17 protein-coding genes are annotated in these 16,912 nt (G+C 67.9%); 9 read left to right on the top strand and 8 right to left on the bottom strand.

The features are described 5' to 3' along the window. The first annotated feature begins 145 nt into the window (after positions 1 to 145). Positions 146 to 907, top strand: coding sequence for a GntR family transcriptional regulator (locus D4765_RS02205; protein ID WP_136640595.1), 762 nt, complete (start codon positions 146 to 148; stop codon positions 905 to 907). A 154-nt stretch (positions 908 to 1,061) separates the two neighbouring features. Further along, on the top strand, positions 1,062 to 2,762 hold the full coding sequence (locus tag D4765_RS02200) for a lamin tail domain-containing protein (protein ID WP_136640594.1): 1,701 nt from the start codon (positions 1,062 to 1,064) through the stop codon (positions 2,760 to 2,762). A gap of 81 nt (positions 2,763 to 2,843) precedes the next feature. Here the strand turns inward: D4765_RS02200 and D4765_RS02195 are convergent, their stop codons facing one another. Continuing rightward, entirely contained in the window at positions 2,844 to 3,128 is a 285-nt protein-coding gene (locus D4765_RS02195) for a GNAT family N-acetyltransferase (RefSeq protein ID WP_136640593.1), read from the bottom strand. Positions 3,129 to 3,256: 128 nt separating this feature from the next. On the opposite strand from D4765_RS02195, the gene D4765_RS02190 reads away from it, so the two are divergent. After that, positions 3,257 to 3,469, top strand: coding sequence for a hypothetical protein (locus D4765_RS02190; RefSeq protein WP_136640592.1), 213 nt, complete (start codon positions 3,257 to 3,259; stop codon positions 3,467 to 3,469). 24 nt (positions 3,470 to 3,493) lie between these two features. On the opposite strand, the gene D4765_RS02185 is transcribed toward D4765_RS02190, so the two are convergent. The 4 genes from D4765_RS02185 to D4765_RS02170 all read right to left on the bottom strand — a co-directional run bounded on the left by D4765_RS02185 (position 3,494) and on the right by D4765_RS02170 (position 6,465). Further along, entirely contained in the window at positions 3,494 to 4,498 is a 1,005-nt protein-coding gene (locus D4765_RS02185) for a DUF4436 family protein (RefSeq protein ID WP_136640591.1), read from the bottom strand. A gap of 29 nt (positions 4,499 to 4,527) precedes the next feature. After that, positions 4,528 to 4,914 (bottom strand): VOC family protein, encoded by a 387-nt coding sequence (locus tag D4765_RS02180; protein ID WP_136640590.1) that lies wholly within the window; start codon positions 4,912 to 4,914, stop codon positions 4,528 to 4,530. Positions 4,915 to 4,946: 32 nt separating this feature from the next. Further along, entirely contained in the window at positions 4,947 to 5,924 is a 978-nt protein-coding gene (locus tag D4765_RS02175) for a threo-3-hydroxy-L-aspartate ammonia-lyase (RefSeq protein WP_136640589.1), read from the bottom strand. Between the two features lie 106 nt (positions 5,925 to 6,030). Next, on the bottom strand, positions 6,031 to 6,465 hold the full coding sequence (locus D4765_RS02170) for a hypothetical protein (RefSeq protein ID WP_136640588.1): 435 nt from the start codon (positions 6,463 to 6,465) through the stop codon (positions 6,031 to 6,033). A 173-nt stretch (positions 6,466 to 6,638) separates the two neighbouring features. Here D4765_RS02170 and D4765_RS02165 point away from each other — a divergent pair, with 173 nt between their 5' ends. Beyond that, complete coding sequence (locus D4765_RS02165) at positions 6,639 to 7,280, top strand: DinB family protein (RefSeq protein WP_136640587.1); 642 nt, start codon at positions 6,639 to 6,641, stop codon at positions 7,278 to 7,280. Positions 7,281 to 7,322: 42 nt separating this feature from the next. Here D4765_RS02165 and D4765_RS02160 read toward each other — a convergent pair whose 3' ends face one another. Beyond that, positions 7,323 to 8,642, bottom strand: coding sequence for an LLM class flavin-dependent oxidoreductase (locus tag D4765_RS02160; protein WP_136640586.1), 1,320 nt, complete (start codon positions 8,640 to 8,642; stop codon positions 7,323 to 7,325). Positions 8,643 to 8,759: 117 nt separating this feature from the next. Between D4765_RS02160 and D4765_RS02155 the strand changes: the two genes are divergently transcribed. Genes D4765_RS02155 through D4765_RS02140 form a run of 5 tightly spaced genes read left to right on the top strand, consistent with a single transcriptional unit; the run spans position 8,760 to position 12,952 of the window. Next, entirely contained in the window at positions 8,760 to 10,136 is a 1,377-nt protein-coding gene (locus D4765_RS02155) for an O-acetylhomoserine aminocarboxypropyltransferase/cysteine synthase family protein (RefSeq protein WP_136640585.1), read from the top strand. Continuing rightward, entirely contained in the window at positions 10,137 to 11,147 is a 1,011-nt protein-coding gene (locus tag D4765_RS02150) for an NAD(P)-dependent oxidoreductase (protein WP_136640584.1), read from the top strand. 4 nt (positions 11,148 to 11,151) lie between these two features. Next, positions 11,152 to 12,378 (top strand): cobalamin-independent methionine synthase II family protein, encoded by a 1,227-nt coding sequence (locus tag D4765_RS02145; protein ID WP_136640583.1) that lies wholly within the window; start codon positions 11,152 to 11,154, stop codon positions 12,376 to 12,378. Then, positions 12,375 to 12,533 carry a hypothetical protein gene (locus D4765_RS19070; RefSeq protein ID WP_161580321.1) on the top strand — a complete coding sequence of 53 codons (159 nt, stop codon included), beginning with the start codon at positions 12,375 to 12,377 and terminating at the stop codon, positions 12,531 to 12,533. The genes D4765_RS02145 and D4765_RS19070 overlap by 4 nt, the downstream gene beginning before the upstream one ends. After that, complete coding sequence (locus D4765_RS02140) at positions 12,530 to 12,952, top strand: hypothetical protein (RefSeq protein WP_136640582.1); 423 nt, start codon at positions 12,530 to 12,532, stop codon at positions 12,950 to 12,952. The genes D4765_RS19070 and D4765_RS02140 overlap by 4 nt, the downstream gene beginning before the upstream one ends. Before the next feature lie 203 nt (positions 12,953 to 13,155). Here the strand turns inward: D4765_RS02140 and D4765_RS02135 are convergent, their stop codons facing one another. Both D4765_RS02135 and D4765_RS02130 read right to left on the bottom strand, forming a co-directional pair. Continuing rightward, on the bottom strand, positions 13,156 to 15,750 hold the full coding sequence (locus D4765_RS02135; protein WP_136640581.1) for an ATP-dependent Clp protease ATP-binding subunit: 2,595 nt from the start codon (positions 15,748 to 15,750) through the stop codon (positions 13,156 to 13,158). A gap of 84 nt (positions 15,751 to 15,834) precedes the next feature. Next, on the bottom strand, positions 15,835 to 16,740 hold the full coding sequence (locus D4765_RS02130; protein WP_201799201.1) for a putative protein N(5)-glutamine methyltransferase: 906 nt from the start codon (positions 16,738 to 16,740) through the stop codon (positions 15,835 to 15,837). Positions 16,741 to 16,912 lie beyond the last annotated feature (172 nt).

Genomic DNA, 16,912 nt, shown 5'->3' with positions numbered 1-16,912 from the left:
CTCCGCTGTAGAACTTTCTGATGGAGGTCTCATTACGAGCTTATGTTGTGCTTACAATAGCACATAAGCTCTTTTTGGCAAGCACAATGTAATGTTGTATCAGCAATGATCGATCGAACTTCAGCTAGAGAATTGGACCCGCCTCATGGTCAGTGCAGACACCGTTTGGCCCGACCATCTGTTCGCTGACTTGGATCGAACCGGCCCGATCCCGCTCTACTTTCAGGTGTCGAGCAGACTAGAGGCGGCCATTCGCTCTGGTGAACTGCCGCCGGGTTCGCGTCTCGAAAACGAGATAGCAATCACCCAGCACCTCGGTATCTCAAGGCCAACGGTGCGTCGGGCGATACAAGAACTCGTAGACATCGGGCTGCTTGTTCGTCGCCGAGGAATCGGCACTCAAGTCGTTCAGGGGCAGATCACCCGCCAAGTCGAACTCACGAGCCTCTACGAAGACCTGAAGAACACAGCGCGTGAACCTGGCACCAAGGTGCTCATCCACGACATTGTCGAGGCTGACGAAATCGTCGCTGAGCGACTGAGGGTGCCGGTCGGATCGAACGTTGTACACCTTCGGCGTCAGCGCACCGCGGGAGGGGTGAGTATCGCGATACTCGAAAACTACCTGCCGGAGGCGTTCGGTGACATCACAACTGAGCAGCTGCAACTCCGAGGGCTGTACCAGATACTCCGCGCACGAGGAGTGACTATCCGGGTCGCCAACCAACTTATCGGCGCCCGCAGGGCCGACACAGACGAGAGCACGCGGTTGGGCATCGACGACGGAGGACCCCTCCTGACCATGGAGCGTGTCGCCTACGACAACGCGGGCGAGGCAATCGAATACGGTCACCACTGCTATCGCCCCGACATGTACAGTTTCGAAACGACGCTCGTAGCCCGGTAACCAGGTATCACCCGCTTCGACCCCCTGTCGGCTCCAGGCAGCGGGCGCCCGCGAACCATTCGCCCCGCGTTAACGTTGCGTTTGCCATGACCCAGCACAGTGGAAGCCATCTGTGAGAGCTCACACCGAGCACTCCTGAAGGGCTGAAAACTCAATGAGACACAACTGGCGGCCGGCAACGGTCGTACTCGCATCGCTGGCTTTGGCCGTTCCCCTGCTCGCGACGGTGTCGCCGGCCGCAGCCGCGACTGCCGCGCTGCCGACCCTCGCCATCAACGAGGTCGACGCCAGCGGCGTGCCGCAAGACTGGATCGAGCTGAAGAACACCGGCTCCTCACCCGTCGACGCATCGGGGCTGATTCTCAAAGACGACAAAGACTCCGACCGCTTCGACATTCCGGCGAACACCATCGTTGCCGCCGGCGGCTACGTGAGCTTCGACGTGGCTGACGCGTTCGGGCTCGGTAAAGGCGGCGATGCCGCGCGCCTGTACCTCAGCGACAACACCACGCTGGTCGACTCGTTCACCTGGGCGAGCGACTCCTCACCCGGCAGCTGGGGTCGCTGCCCCGACGGCACGGGCGCCTTCGCCGTGAACGCCACCAAGACCAAGGGCGCGGCAAACGACTGCGGCACGCCCACACCCCCGGTGACCACACCGGTCACTCCCCCCGGTGGGGTTTCGGATGCCCTGCCCTGGCCCGGCGCATCCAGTGTCAGTACCGCGAGCGTGAAGAACTTCTTCGGCACCAACCTCAGCGGTCTGAGCTACGAGCTCGGCGCCGCCGGCGCACCCGACACGCTCTGGGCCGTTCGCAACGGACCGAGCACGCTCTACCGCCTGCAGCAGAGCGGCACCGACTGGGTCACCGCCACCGACAACGGCTGGGGCGCAGGCAAATCGTTGCACTACGTCGACGGCACCGGCGACCCTGACGCTGAGGGGGTCGTTCACACCTCAGCGGGCACATTCGTTTCGACCGAGCGCGACAACAGCAACAACAAGATCAGCCGGCCCGCGGTGCTGCGCTACGACACCACCCCGAGCGGAACGTCGCTGAACGCGTCGATGGAGTGGAACCTCGTCTCCGACCTGCCGGTCGTCGGCGCGAACCTCGGCCTCGAGGGCATCGCGTTCGTTCCCGACTCGTACCTCACGGCGAAGGGCTTCGTCGACGAGAAGACCGGGGCGACCTACAGCCCCGCCACGTACGCGAACCACGGCGACGGACTCTACTTCGTCGGCCTCGAGGGTACCGGCTCGATCTACGCGTACGCACTCGACCAGACCGACGGTACGAAGTTCACCCGCGTCGCGACCATCAAGAGCGGCTTCCCGTCGATCATGGAGGTGCAGTTCGACGCCGAGAAGTCGGCCGTCTGGGCGGTCTGCGACAACACCTGTGGCGGCCAGTACGCGCTGCTCGACATCGCGGCGACCGGCACGAACGCCGGGCACTTCGCCGTGACGACGGTCTACAACCGCCCGACCGGCATGGGCGACTTCAACAACGAGGGCTTCGTCACCGCACCCCAGGCCCTCTGCATCAACGGCGTCAAGCCGGCCTTCTGGGCCGACGACGACCAAGACAACGGGTATTCGCTGCGGCAGGGAACGATCGACTGCGTCGCGGCGTCAGTACCGACCGACCCGGCCACCACACCCGTCACTTCGGTGACGTCGGGCGCTGATGCTGCGGCCGCGCCTGGCAGAACGTCGACGGGCACGACGGGTTCGGCCAAGGCTCTCGCCGCGACCGGATCTGAGCCCGCACTGCCCGGAGCGGCAGCCCTTCTGGTGCTGCTCGCCGGTGCTGCGGGCCTCGTCGTCGCGCGGCGTCGCCGGCGGGCGTAGGCCTCAGCGCTCAGCCTGCCGTAGCGCGTAGGTACAGCCTGGTCTGGGGCGTCGCACTCTTGGTGCGGCGCCCCAGTCTGTTCACCGAGTGAGCAGCGACGCCCGCTCCGGATGCTCGTCGAACCACTGGCCGACGTACCAGCACATGGGTACCACCCGGTACGCGGTGTTCTTCTCGACGTCGTCGATCGCAAAGGTGACCACCTCGTTCGCGTACCCCTTACCGCGCAGTTTCGGGTCGGTGAAGGTGTGGTTGAACGACACGGAGTCGCCGTTCTGCACGTAGTCGGCAGCGCTCACGAGTGCGCCGTCGATGCGAAGCATGTAGCGGTGCCGATCGGTGTCGTGGATGAATTCGCGGGCCATGACTCCAGCCTACGTCTGTGGGTTCGTGTGAGAACTCCCGGCTGGCGCACCGCTTGTTCTCTTCGGGCCGGAGAATCGTTGCTCAGGCACGTTCGTTCACGATTATTCGACCGCCGGGAGCACACCGAATGAAACATGTCTCAGACAGCTCGTGGTCTAGCCTGAAGCACCACTCCGCGTGCCATGTCGACCCTCTGCACAATCCGCGGCTGAGCGAGCCGAGCGCGATGGAGTCGTTCATCGTCAGCTACCGCAGCACGAGTACGGCGGCCATTCGCCCCGTCGACCTCGGGGAGCCCGTGGATGGTCTGACAGAGAACGACCGGCCGGCCACTGCGTGAGGTGAGACACGACCCTCGGCAGGCCTAACCCGGCGGCGTGTGGGTTGGGGCGGGGGCTGGGGTGGTGGCTGGCGGCGGTTCGATGATCGGCGCGGCCGGGCTTCCCCAGCGCATCCATGCGATCACGTAGACGACGATTCCGCTGATGAGTGCCACGATCACCCAGAGCACCACGACGAAGTCGATCCACGAGCCCACCGGCGGCGCGCCCGGCAGAAACGAGCGCAGCGGAATGATGGCGAAGAGCATGGCGCCCATCCAGCTCAGAAACGACGGCTCGACTTTGCGAAAGCCCCTGAAGACCGAGATTGCCACGAAGAGCTGCAGGATGGGCAGCACCACCATGAGGGCAAGTAAGAGAAAACCGAACGCGAAGGTGCTGCCCGAGCGCGAGGCCGTGAGTTGGGCGAAGTACGCAGGCTTCAACCCCTCGGCGGTTTGAATCATCTCTCCGTGGGTGACCCGGTCGGCCGACAAGCTCCACCCAGGCATGTAGCCCTTGTAGATGACTTTGGTGTCGATGGGCTCGAGCACACCGTTCTTCTCGGCGTAGGCCTGAATGAAGATCTCAGAACGATAGGTGTCGAAGGGCCACTGCTCGACGGCACCGGGGGCGAACGACGTCACCGGCTGAGTGCCGGGGATGGCGTCTTTGGCGAATTGCATTGTCTGCGAGCCCGAGACCGGCGAGAGAACCAAGGTGACGGCCTGGTCGAGCGTGATCGAGTCGTTTGCCTCGATCTCGGTCGAGGGCGTGAGTTCCAACTCCATCGAAATGGTCTCGGTGAGGGGGTTGATGGTCTTCGGCGTGAGCACCACGGTCACGCCGCCGGGGTTCGGCGTCACATCGGCGTCGTTCGCGATGCGCCCACTCGCCGCGTAGAGGGTAACGACGACCGCGTACACGATGACGACCACCGCGATCACAGCGACGAGCCGCGCAGAGCGGCGGCGCCAGAGCGCCAAGGCCTTCTGCGTCGGCGGAACCGGCGAGAGTGGCGGCGAATCCTGAGTGTCGTTGATGCTCACGCATCGAGCCTAGTGACCGCGGCAGCAGCTCAGGCTTCGTAGAGCTCGAGCGGCAGGCCGTCGGGGTCGCGAAAGAACACCATCGCCTTGAGGGTGTTCGGGTCGTGGCGGAGCTCCTCGCAGGCGTACCCCTTCGCCTCGAGTTCGGCGCGAGCGGCCGCGACGTCGGCCACGGCGAAGGCGAGGTGTCTGAGCCCGAGGGCTTCGGGGCCGGATGACCGGGGTGGAGCATCCGGAAAGCTGAACAGTTCGAGCATGTAGGTGCCGTTCAGGGCGAGTTTGCCCATCCACGAGCCGCGTTCGGCGCGAAAGTATTCGGCCTCGAGCACGAAGCCGAGGGTGTCGGCGTAGAACGCCTTCGACCGTTCGTAGTCGCTGGCGATGACGGCGATGTGGTGGAGCGCGAGAACCTGCATGGCTCCAGCATGGCGCACTCAGCAGGTCTTGATCAGTGGGCGGAGATGAGCGCCGCGAAACGGGCGAGGTCGACGTTGCCGCCGCTCACGATCACGCCCACGCGCTGCCCGGCCAGTTCGCGACCGGCGGCGAGCACGGCGGCCAACCCCAGGCATCCGGTCGGCTCGACAATCAGTTTCATGCGCGACGCGAAGAACTCCATCGCCTCGACCAGCGCGGGGTCGTCGGCGGTGAGCATGTCGGTCACCAGGCGCCGCATGACCTCGAACGTGACCTCTCCCATACGCTGGGTCTGCGCGCCGTCGGCGATGGTGTCGGGCGTCGGGATGCTCACGATCGCGCCACTTCGAAACGACTGCCGCGCGTCGTCACCTGCCGCGGGTTCGACGCCGTACACACGGGTGCGAGGGCTCCTCCCGCTCGCGGCGAGCGCAGAACCCGCCAGCAGCCCTCCTCCGCCGACCGGAACGAACAGGGCATCGAGCTCCCCGACCTCGTCGAACAGTTCGAGCGCCGCCGTGCCCTGGCCCGCAGCGATGTCGGCGTGATCGTACGGCGGCACCAGCGTCATGCCGGCGCCCCGCACAAAACCGGCCGCAACCTCTTCGCGGTTCTCGGTGTAGCGGTCGTACTCGACAACCGTCGCCCCATAGCCGAGTGTGGCCGCCTTCTTCACCGGCGGAGCGTCTCGCGGCATCACAATCGTCGCAGCGATGCCGAGCGTTCGCGCCGCGAGCGCCACCGCCTGCGCGTGGTTGCCCGACGAGAACGCCACGACCCCCCTCGAGCGCTCGTCGTCGCCCAGCCGCAGCAGAGCGTTGAATGCACCGCGCGCCTTGAACGCGCCCACCCGCTGAAAGTTCTCGCACTTGAAGAACACCTCGGCCCCGGTCAGCTCGTTCAGCGTGCGCGAGGTCATCACGGGCGTGTGATTCACATAGCTCCGGATGCGCGCCGCCGCCTGCTCGACGTCGTCGAACGTGAGCAGGGCGGTGGTGGCTTCGGGCATGCTCCCACTATACGAACCGGCTCGCTGCGCCCGTCTCCCCCCGGGGTGCGCACGCCGCGCCCCCCACCCGCCCCGGCTGCGCCTGGGGCGAGGGAGCGACGCACGATCAGTTCGGGCAGGTGATCGCGTTGCCGTCGGTGTTGAAGTCGCAGCCGCCGCCCTTCTCCGCGTTGAACATGTCGACGTCGCCCTGCGTCGGCAGTACCCCGCCCACACTGGGGCCGTAGAAGTAGACGCCCGAGTAATAGCCGAGCGCGGTGTAGTACGGCGCCATCGATTTCGGCACGGCGCCGTTCGCGAGCGCATCATCGATGTCCCAGCCGTTCGACCCGCTCCAGCCGCCACCGCCGCCGGTCGAACCGCCCGAGCCGCTGCCGTCGCCTACATCGCCGCCGCCGCCTGAGGTGGCCGTGCCGTCGTCGGTTTGAGTCTGGTCGGGCATGCCCGAGCCGTCTTCGGCAGCGTGGGCAGCGAGGCCGGTGCCACCGATGAGCGCGCCGGTGAGCGCGCAGAAGACCGCGAGGTTGCGGAATTTTGACATGGTTCTCCTATCGATTGCCCACCGCGATTGTGCGGCGGGATGCTTACGAGAAGAGAGATGCAGGGGCGGGCCCTGGCTTACGCCGAACGTCGAAAATCCAGCGGGTGCTCAGGCTCGGGCATCCGAAAGCCCGGTACTTGCGGGCGGAGATGGCGAGTGCCACAGTAGGGCGGATGAGCGAATCAGAACGGCGCGAACCGGCCGAGAGCACGTCGGGCAAACGGGAAGCCGCCGAGAAGGAGACCCTGCAGAGCTACCTGCAGCGCGCCCGCGAGGCACTGCTGTGGAAGCTCGACGGCCTCACCGAGTACGACGTTCGCCGCCCGCTGGTGGCCACCGGCACCAATCTGCTGGGGCTCGTCAAGCACATGGCCTTCATCGAGGCGGGGTACTTCGGCGACACGTTCGGCCGCCCGTTCGCCGAACCCCTGCCGTGGGGGCACGACGATGCCCCGGTGAACTCCGACATGTGGGCGACAGCCGATGAGCCACGCGAGTGGATGCTCGACCTGTACCGCCGGGTCTGGGCGCACGCCGACGCGACCATCGCCGCGCTGCCGCTCGATGCCACGGGGCGCGTGCCGTGGTGGGAACGCGACCGCGCGAACGTCACCCTGCACCAGATTCTCGTGCACGTCATCGCCGAACTGAACCGCCACGACGGGCATGCCGACATCGTGCGCGAACTCATCGACGAGAAGACGGGCCTCCGCGAAGACAGCGACAACATGCCCGACGGCGACCCAGAGTGGTGGGCAACGTACCGCGACCAGCTCGAGCGGGTGGCACGGGAGGCCGGCGCAGCCCGCGGGTAGACCCGTCGGGCGGCGGCAGAGGCGCGAGACGCGCGCGACGGGTCAGAAGTCGAACAGGTTGCCGCGCAGGGTGCTGCTGCCGAAGGAGTCACGCAGGATGCCCCGGGCCCGCAACCCGGGAACCAGCTGGTCGAGCATCCGGTGCACCGTCACAGGGTGAAGGTCGCCGTTGAAGATGAATCCGTCGTTGTCGGTCGTCTCACCGAGTTCTTCGATGAAGTCGGCGAGCTGTGACGCCGTCGTGACATAACCGGCGCGGTCGACGAGTCTCCCCTTGCGAGCCTTGCGCGAGGCGATCTGCCGCAGGGTGTCGGTGGCGAGGTCTCCCCCGGCGCCGACGAGGTTGTTGATGGTGCCTTGCGACACGTGGTCGCCGAAGACGCCGGGGCCGATGGGCCGGTCGAGGTCGAGCACCGTGAGATCGGTTTCGAGGTCGCTCGACTGGGCGGCCAGCACGTGCCTCAGCGCCAGGTCGGTCGGATGCTGCGACGCCGCCACCACCCGGTCGACCTCCTCCTCGCTGCCGACGATCTCCGGGGTCAGCACGAACAGCACCTTGATGTCACCGGGCCGTCGCCCGCGGGCTCTCGCCGCATCGTGGATCTTGGCGCGGTACGCCCGCACACTCGCCGCATCGAGGGGTGCGAGCGCCAGTTGCACGTCGGAGTTGCCTCCGGCGAAGCCGAGCCCCCGACCCGAGCCGCCGGGCGAGACGATGATGGGGTCGCCGGCGTCGAACGGCAGGGCGTTCAGGGGCCCGTCGAACGTGAAGTACTCGCCCTCGTGGTGCTGGGCCTCGAGCCGGGTGCCGTCGGCGAAACGGCCCGTGGCCGGGTCGTTCACCAGAGCGCCGTCGGGCCAGCTGTGCCAGAGTTCCCGCAGTGACCCCAGCCATTCCTCGGCCCGGTCGTAGGCGGCATCGTGAGAGAGTTCGGGCAGGCCGAAGTGCCGGGCGCTCTTCACATCGGTGACCACATTCACGCCGAACCGGCTGCCGCTGAGGTGCTGCAGCGTGGCGAACTGGCGGGCGGCGAGGTAGGGCGGGTACGCGCCGGCGTTCACGGTGGGAGCGACGCCGATCTGCGACGTGGCACCGAAGAGGTAGGGCGCGAGTAGCAGCGGGTCGTGCTTCGGGCCGCCATAGGCCGCGCGCACGCGCAGGTCGAGCGTCTCGGGCGAGCCGAGCGAGAGGGCGTCTTCGATGATGAGCAGGTCAAGACCTGCCTGCTCGAGTTCCCGCACCGACTGCTGGTAGAGGGCGGGTTCCTGCCAGCGGTAGTTCCAGCCGTGGTCGGGCTTGCCCCAGCCCTGGGGGCCGAAACCGCGGCCGAAGAACCATCCGAAATGTTGCAGGTGAGCCATGCATCCAGTGTCTGCGCACCGGCGTGAAACCGCTCAAATGTGACTCTGTGTGAAGTGCGGCATTGGCGGCGCCACGCCTGAACCGTAGCGTTGCACAATCGACAGAAGGCAAGCGCTATGACCACCAACCAGGTGCCCTACGGGTACGACAACTTCGGCTTCACCACCGAGCAGGTGCACGCCGGCGAGGTGGTCGACGCCCAGTTCGGCGCCCGCATCGCCCCCATCTACCTCACGGCGGGCTTTCTCTTCGACTCGTTCGACCACGCCCGCGAGCGCTTCGCCGGCAACGACGGCGGCCTGGTCTACTCGCGCTACGCGAACCCCACGAACACGGCGGTCGAAGCCAAGCTGACTGCGCTCGAGCGCGGCGTCGATTCGCTGCTCGTGGCCAGTGGGCAGGCCGCGATCACCGTGGCGCTGCTGGGCATTCTGCGGTCGGGCGACCACTTTCTGTCGACACCGAGCCTGTACGAGGGTTCGAAGACACTGTTCCGCGAGAACTTCGAGCGGTTCGGCATCGAGGTGGAGTTCGTCGACGACCCGCACGACATCGACGACTGGAAGCGCCGCGTGCGCCCGAACACCCGCGCGGTCTACGGCGAGACCATTCCGAACCCGAAGAACGACCTCATCGACATCGGGCTGATCGCCGACTTCGCCCGCCAAGAGGGCCTGCCCTTCATCATCGACAGCACGGCGTCGACACCATACCTGATCAGGCCCATCGAGCACGGCGCCACGATCGTGGTGCACTCGGCGAGCAAGTTTCTGAGCGGGCACGGCGCCTCACTCGCCGGCGTGGTGGTCGACGGCGGAAACTTCGACTGGGCGCGCTACCCCGAGAAGTTTCCCCAGTTCAGCACGCCCATCGGAGGCGCGGGCAGCCCCGGCAGCCCGACACTGGTCGAGAAGTTCGGCAACCGCGCCTACCTCGAGTACACCCGCTCGGTGATCGCCGGGCGCCTCGGGCCGGTGCTCTCGCCGCTGAACGCCTTCCTGCTGCAGCAGGGCCTCGAGACGCTCTCGCTGCGGGTCGAGCGGCACTCCCGCAACTCGCTCGTGGTTGCGCGCTGGCTCGAGGCACAGCCCGAGGTCAGCTCGGTCGACTACCCGGGCCTCGCCTCGAACCCCTCGCACGACCTCGCGGTGAAGTACTACCCGCGCGGCACCGGTTCGGTCTTCGGATTCACCCTCGAAGGCGGCCAGAACGACGCCCGCACGGTGATCGACGCGCTGCAGCTGTTCAGCCGCATGTCGCACATGGGTGACGTGCGTTCGCTGGTGCTGCACCCGGGCACGACCTCGCACGCGCACCTCAGCGAGGCCGAGCGGGTGAAGCTGGGCATCCTGCCCGGGCTCGTGCGCCTCTCGGTGGGCATCGAAGACGAAGCCGACCTGCTCGCCGACCTCGAGCTGGCGTTCGCGGTGTTGCGTTCGGCTCCGGGTGCCCGCGGCACGGCCTCAGCAGACCAGATCGTCGGCGCGCGGTAGATGCCCGGGCGGCACGCGGCTGGTGCTGGGGCACTGAGCGTCGGCGTTCTGGGCCTCGGGCGAATGGGCCTACCCATCGCCGCGCGGCTCGCTCGCGCGGGCTTCGTCGTCTCGGGGTTTGACATCGACGATTCACGTCGCCGGCCCGCCGAGCTGGTTGCGCTCTCGTGGGCAGCGAACGCCGACGAGCTCGCCGCCGGTTGCGACATTCTCGTCACCGTGCTGCCCGGCCCGGCCGAGGTCAAGGCCGCGGCGAGCCGCGCGTTCGCCCACTTGGCCCCCAAAACCTGCTGGATCGACCTGACGAGCACCGATCCTCGGGTCGCAACGCGCCTCGCGGCCCTGGCAGCCGAACGCAGCATCGCGAGTGTCGCGGCGCCCATGGGCGGCGGGGTCGAAGCTGCCGCGGCCGGGCGGCTGACCTTCTTCGTGAGCGGGGCTGCGGGTGCTGTGGAGCGCGCCGCACCGGTGCTCGAGGTGCTCGGCGGGGCGATCGGCCGGGCGGCGGGCATCCGGAGCCTCGGAGACGACATCGCAGCGGGCCCCACCGCGAAGCTGCTCGCGAACCTGCTGTGGTTCGGGCAGAGCGTGGCCGTCACCGAGGCGCTGCTGCTCGGGCAGGCGCTCGGGCTCGACCTTGCGACGCTGCGCGACACGCTCGCGGCGAGCGCCGGCGGCAGCGCCTTCATCGACCGGCACCTCGACCACCTGCTCGCGGGCGACTACCTCACCTCGTTCGGGCTCGACCGGTGCGTCGAAGAACTCGACACCGTGGCGGAGCTGGCGGGCGGGGCGGGCGTTCCGTTCGAGCTGTCGACGCTGGTCGGCCGGATGCACCGCGATGCCCTGCACGAATTCGGAGCCGTCGACGGCGAGCTGTTGGCCGCCAAGCTGCTCGAACGGCGCGCGGGGCGCACCCTGCGCTCTGCACCCACCACATCTGCACCCGCCGCATCTGCCCCCGCCGCGCGCCCCGCACCCACCGTACCCACACCGAGGGTGAAAGACTGATCCCATGCCAGAGAACACTCACCGCATCGAGACCAGCCACGCCGGCAGCCTGCCGCGCACGCCCGAACTCATCGCCGCGAACGACGCCCGCCAGCTCTCGGCCGACGGCTTCACCCTGCAGCACACCCCCGAATTCGAACGGTTGCTCACCGACGCCGTGGTCGACCTCGTCGAACGCCAGCAGGCCATCGGCATCACCCTGCCGGGAGACGGCGAGTTCGGCAAGGCCATGACGAGCCCGGTCGACTACGGTGCCTGGTGGTCGTACTCGTTCCAGCGCGTCAGCGGGCTGTCGCTCACCGGCGACGACCCGTTCTCGGCCGCACCCGTGCGCTCGACGCCCGGAAACGTGCAGCTCACCACATTTCCCGACCGCCGCGACTGGAGCATCTTTCGCGACGCCTACACCGACCCCACCAGCGGAATCTCGACCGGAAAGACCGCCACAGCCTTCCCCTCGACCACCGGGCCGCTCGTCTACACCGGGTACGACGCCATCGCCTCCGACATAGCGAACCTGAGGGCGGGGCTCGCCGCCTCCGGCCAGCCCGACGGCTTCATCACCGCACTCTCGCCCGGCAGCGGCTCGCGCGTGGCGAACAACTTCTACGCCACCGAAGAAGAACACATCTGGGCATGGGCCGACGTTCTGCGTGAGGAATACACGGCGATCATCGACGCCGGCCTGCTGCTGCAAATCGACGACCCCTCGATCGCCGAGAACTGGGACCAGATCAACCCCGAGCCGTCGATCGCCGACTACCAGGCGTTCACCCGCATCCGTGTCGAGGCGCTGAACCACGCGCTCCGCGGGCTTCCCGAAGACCGCATCCGCTTCCATCTCTGCTGGGGCAGCTGGCACGGCCCGCACACCACCGACATCGAGCTGCGGCACATCGTCGACCTGATGCTCGAGATCAACGCAGGTTCGTACTCGTTCGAGGCCGCGAACGCGCGCCACGAGCACGAATGGCGCGTCTGGAACGACGTGGCCCTGCCCGAGGGCAAACTCATCGTGCCCGGCATCGTGGGCCACGCAACCAACGTGGTCGAGCATCCCGAACTCGTCGCCGACCGCATCGAACGATTCGCCTCGGTCGTGGGGCGCGAGCGCGTCGTCGCCGCCACCGACTGCGGCCTCGGCGGCCGGGTGCACCCGCACATCGCGTGGGCCAAACTCGAGTCGCTCGCCCGCGGCGCCGAAATCGCGTCGGCACGCCTCTGGAAATGAGCACCTCGGTGACAACGCTCGCGCATCGCGCGCCTGCCGCGGGTGGCCCGGCCTGGGGCCGGTCAGCGGCCGGCTGGTCATTCGACGGCGAAGCAGAACGCGGCCCGGCCGCAGCTCCGTCGGCATGCGGATGGGCTGCGGCGGCCCTGCAGTGACAGCGTGCACAAAACTCGCAGCCGCCGCCGATCGGCTGGCGAGTGGCGGCTTCGCCGGTCGGCGCTACCTGGTCGAGTTCGGCCGGGAGGGGGCAGGCATTCCCGCGGGGCCCCTCTGGTTCGTGGCCGCAGCAGCAGCGGGCCGCAACCGGATGCCCGGGCGCGGCTTCAGCCCAGAACTCGATGACGGTACCTCAGGCCAGGCGCGGCACTTCGCCGGAATCGTGGCCACCACCGCCCGTGTCGGCCCCACCGCCACCCGCTGGGTCTCGGTGCGCCTTCGGCGCGACCCCGGAGCCTCCGCCGACGGCCGGCTCACCGAACTCGCCCTCGAGTTCGCCACCCTCATCCGCTCAGGCACCCTCCACCCGCACGAGGCCGGCACCTGGATCACCACCCACCTCTGCGCCGACTCCTGACCCCGCCCGCCGCACGGGCACCGCGGATTTGGCACACGCCTTCCGTTTGTCGGCCTCCACGCGGCCCTCACACCTACCCGCTCTCATCGACTCGGCAGAGTTTGCGGGTGCCGGGGGCTGCGACCCGCAAACTTTGCCGAGTGGAATGGGGTGGGGTGGGGTGGGAGGAGGAGGAGGGCGGCGGGGGCGGTCAGACGGGGGCGTCAGGCCGCGAGCGGCAGCTCCGCGGCGAGGCCGGCCGACACGGTGAGGCGGCCGGCGAGGGCGTCGACGGTCACTGAACCGCCGTCGGCGAGGGCACCGGTGACGAGCAGGTCGGCGATGCGATCATCCACTTCGCGTTGAATGACGCGGCGCAGCGGCCGGGCGCCGTACTCGGGTTCGTAGCCGTTGTCGGCGATCCAGTCGATGGCTTCGTCGGTGACGGTCACCGAGATCGAGCGGCCTGCGAGGCGGGCGCGGGTGGCACCGAGCAGCAGTGTCACGATGGCGCGCAACTGCGTAGTCTCGAGCTTTCTGAACAGCACGATCTCGTCGATGCGGTTCAGGAACTCGGGGCGCATGGCCTCGCGGAGCTTGCCCATGACGCGGTCGCGCAGCGCCTTGTCGCTGCCGAAACCGCCGCCGGCGGTCGGGTCGGCCACGAAGCCGATCGCGCCGCCGCGGCTCGCCAGAAACTCCGAACCGAGGTTCGAGGTCATGATGATCACCGTGTTGCGAAAGTCGACCGTGCGACCCTGTCCGTCGGTCAGGCGACCGTCGTCGAGCACCTGCAGAAGCAGGTTGAACACGTCGGGGTGCGCCTTCTCGATCTCGTCGAACAGGATCACCGAGTACGGGTTGCGGCGAACACGCTCGGTGAGCTGGCCCGCCTCGTCGTACCCGACGTACCCGGGAGGGGCACCGACCAGCCGCGACACCGTGTGTCGCTCGCCGTACTCGCTCATGTCGAAGCGCAGCATCGCTTTCTCGTCACCGAACAGCGACCCGGCGAGCGTCTTCGCAAGCTCGGTCTTACCGACCCCGGTGGGGCCGAGAAAGAGAAAGCTGCCGACGGGCCGATTCTGGTCGCCCATACCGGTACGGTTGCGGCGCACGGCCTTGGCCACCACCGACACCGCGTCGTCTTGGCCGATCACGCGGGAGTGCAGCTCGGTCTCGAGCAGCGCCAGGCGCTCACGGTCGACCTGCGTGAGCCGGTTGGCCGGGATGCCCGTGGCCCGACTGATGACGGCAGCGATCTCGTTCTCGTCGACGACGGCCGCGGCATCCAGTGCCTCAGTCGACCCCACCGAGGCGAGCTTGGTGTGCACGCCCACGATCTCGTCGCGCAGGCGCGATGCCTCTTCGTAGTGCTCGGCCGCCACGGCAGAGTTCTTCGACGCCTCGAGCTCGGCGAGCTGCTCGAGCAGGGTCGACGCGTCGAAGCGCGAACCCAGTTTCAGGCGCAGCCGCGCGCCGGCCTGGTCGATCAGGTCGATGGCCTTGTCTGGCAGAAAACGGTCGCTGATGTACCGCGACGACAGCTCGACCGAGGCCCGGATGGCCGCGTCGGTGTACCGAACACCGTGGTGCTCTTCGTAGGCCGGCTTCAGCCCGGCGAGAATCAGCACTGCGTCTTCGATGCTCGGCTCGCCCACCTGAACGGGCTGGAACCGCCGCTCGAGCGCGGGATCTTTCTCGATGGAGCGGTACTCCTTCAGCGTGGTCGCACCGACCACGTGCAGGTCGCCGCGGGCGAGCCGGGGCTTCAGGATGTTCGCCGCGTCCATTCCGCCCTCACCCGAACCGCCGGCGCCCACCACGGTGTGCAGCTCGTCGATGAAAATGATGAGGTCGGCCTTGTGGGCGCTGATCTCGTTCATCAGCTTTGTCAGGCGCTCTTCGAAGTCGCCGCGGTACTTGGTGCCGGCCAGCATTGCGGGCAGGTCGAGAGAGATGACGCGTTTGCCACGCAACTGCTCGGGCACACCGCCGTCGACGATGGCCTGCGCGAGGCCTTGCGCGATGGCGGTCTTGCCCACGCCGGCCTCGCCGATCAGAACGGGGTTGTTCTTCGTGCGGCGCGACAGAATCTCGATGGTCTGCTCGATCTCGTCAGCGCGCCCGATCACGGGGTCGAGGTCGCCCTCGCGGGCAAGCTCGGTGAGGTCGGTGCCGTACGTGTCGAGGGTGGGGGTGTCTGACTCGGTCGAGCGGCCGACATCGTTCGCCCCGGCAGAACCAGCCGCGTTGCCGGCCGCGTTCGTGTCGGACGCGCCCGAGAGCCCGCCGTCGCGAAGCCCCGCCTGCAGTGCTTCGGGCGTGACGCCCGCCGCGCTCAGCACCTGACCGGCCGGGGTGTCGCCGGCGATGACGAGTGCAAAGAAGAGGTGTTCTGGGTCGATGTAGGTCGAACCGGATGCCCGGGCCACCTGGTACGCGTGAAACAGTGCGCGCTGGGCCGACTGGGTCAGTACCGGCGCGGAATCGGTGCGCTCGGTCGAGGCCTGGGGCAGGCGCTGCTCAGCGGCAGCGGCCACCGCGGCGGGGTCTGATCCGACGCGGGAGATGGCGTCGGCCGCGGGCTGTTGCTCGGCGATGACGCGCAGGATGTGCAGTGCATCCAGCTCGCTGTGGCCGTGCTCGAGCGCGAACCGGCCGGCCTCTGCCAGCACCTCGTGGGTGCGGCGGCTGAGCAGTCGGCTGATGTCGATGGGGCGGCCCTGCTGGGCTCGCTGCTCGCCCTGCAGGTAGCGGGCGAGAAATTCGTCGAACGAGCTGGTGCCCGATGCGTCGTGGTCTGAGTAGGTCGGCATGCGTCCTCCTGTGAAACTTGAGTGCCTTCGACTCAACTTAACGTCGTGCAGGCCAATGCATTCCCACGAACGCAGAAATTCTCGTCACCGCGCCGCGATGGTGCCTACCACGACCGTCGCGTCGAGTTCGTCGAGGGTCACGATGCGGGCGACCAGACCCGCCCGTTCGAACAGAGCGAGCGTCAGCGGAGCCTGGACGGCGCTCGTCTCCACCAGCAGTCGCCCCCCGGGCGCGAGCCACGCAGGAGCCTCAGCGGCGATGCGGCGATGCAGGTCGAGCCCGTCGTCGCCTCCGTCGAGTGCCGTCGCAGACTCATACAGTCTCGCCTCTGGCGGCATCAGCGCGATGGCCTCGGTGGGAACGTATGGCGCGTTCGCCACGATCACATCGACCCGGCCCCGCAGATGCGCGGGCAGCGGCTCGTAGAGGTCGCCGATGAGCACGGTGGCACCCGCGCCCAGGTTGCGCCGGGCGTACTCGAGCACAGCCGGATCGATGTCGGCCGCATACACCTCGAGTTTCATCGGGGCGCCAGCTGTCTCGCTGGCGACAGAACTTTCGCTGACCTCGGCGAGAACGGATGCCGCCACCGCCGCCACCCCACAGCACAACTCGACCAGCACCACCCGCGCCACTTCGGCGCCGCGGTCGGGCGTGGCGGCAGCGGAGAGCGTCTCGGCAGCAGCCGCCGCAACCGCCGCAACGGCCAGCGTCGCCAACAGCTGCGTACGCCGCCGCGGAACGAAGACCCCGGGCCCGACGGCCAGCCGTTGCCCGAGAAACTCCACCCAGCCCACGAGGTGCTCGAGCGGGATGCCCTGCACCCGCCGAACCACCAGCTCCTCGAGCTCGGCCGGGGTGCCCGCCCCTTCGAGCAGCAGGTCGGCCTCGTCTTCGGCGAAGACGCAACCGGCTGCGCGGAGCCGCGCCACGATCGTGTCTCGGAGGAGCGACGCCTCAGCGGGCGCAGCCGGCAGGTGCTCGTGCATGGCAGCCAATGCTAGTCGGGAAGAGATGCAGTGGGCTTTGGCGAGGTACATTGGAACAACGCAGTCGACATTCTCAGGGGAGATCAGAAATGACCGGGTTACTCATTGGCCTGCTGGCCTTCATCACGGTTGGCGTGGGCATCACCGGGATCGTCGCGGGCATCGCGATGGC

Origin of the sequence: Subtercola vilae, from assembly GCF_004923255.1 — a bacterium.
GTDB lineage: Bacteria > Actinomycetota > Actinomycetes > Actinomycetales > Microbacteriaceae > Subtercola > Subtercola vilae.
Note: the sequence above shows the minus strand (reverse complement) of the source record. Positions and strands in the feature narration are given on the sequence as shown.

Bases quoted from the DNA above. Each gene is read 5' to 3' on its own strand.
- D4765_RS02195 (WP_136640593.1), bottom strand. From the start codon at position 3,128: ATGGCCCGCGAATTCATCCACGACACCGATCGGCACCGCTACATGCTT.
- D4765_RS02205 (WP_136640595.1), top strand. From the start codon at position 146: ATGGTCAGTGCAGACACCGTTTGGCCCGACCATCTGTTCGCTGACTTG.
- D4765_RS02145 (WP_136640583.1), top strand. From the start codon at position 11,152: ATGCCAGAGAACACTCACCGCATCGAGACCAGCCACGCCGGCAGCCTG.
- D4765_RS02175 (WP_136640589.1), bottom strand. From the start codon at position 5,924: ATGCCCGAAGCCACCACCGCCCTGCTCACGTTCGACGACGTCGAGCAG.
- D4765_RS02200 (WP_136640594.1), top strand. From the start codon at position 1,062: ATGAGACACAACTGGCGGCCGGCAACGGTCGTACTCGCATCGCTGGCT.
- D4765_RS02160 (WP_136640586.1), bottom strand. From the start codon at position 8,642: ATGGCTCACCTGCAACATTTCGGATGGTTCTTCGGCCGCGGTTTCGGC.
- D4765_RS02180 (WP_136640590.1), bottom strand. From the start codon at position 4,914: ATGCAGGTTCTCGCGCTCCACCACATCGCCGTCATCGCCAGCGACTAC.
- D4765_RS02155 (WP_136640585.1), top strand. From the start codon at position 8,760: ATGACCACCAACCAGGTGCCCTACGGGTACGACAACTTCGGCTTCACC.
- D4765_RS02165 (WP_136640587.1), top strand. From the start codon at position 6,639: ATGAGCGAATCAGAACGGCGCGAACCGGCCGAGAGCACGTCGGGCAAA.
- D4765_RS02150 (WP_136640584.1), top strand. From the start codon at position 10,137: ATGCCCGGGCGGCACGCGGCTGGTGCTGGGGCACTGAGCGTCGGCGTT.
- D4765_RS02170 (WP_136640588.1), bottom strand. From the start codon at position 6,465: ATGTCAAAATTCCGCAACCTCGCGGTCTTCTGCGCGCTCACCGGCGCG.
- D4765_RS02130 (WP_201799201.1), bottom strand. From the start codon at position 16,740: ATGCACGAGCACCTGCCGGCTGCGCCCGCTGAGGCGTCGCTCCTCCGA.
- D4765_RS19070 (WP_161580321.1), top strand. From the start codon at position 12,375: ATGAGCACCTCGGTGACAACGCTCGCGCATCGCGCGCCTGCCGCGGGT.
- D4765_RS02190 (WP_136640592.1), top strand. From the start codon at position 3,257: ATGAAACATGTCTCAGACAGCTCGTGGTCTAGCCTGAAGCACCACTCC.
- D4765_RS02135 (WP_136640581.1), bottom strand. From the start codon at position 15,750: ATGCCGACCTACTCAGACCACGACGCATCGGGCACCAGCTCGTTCGAC.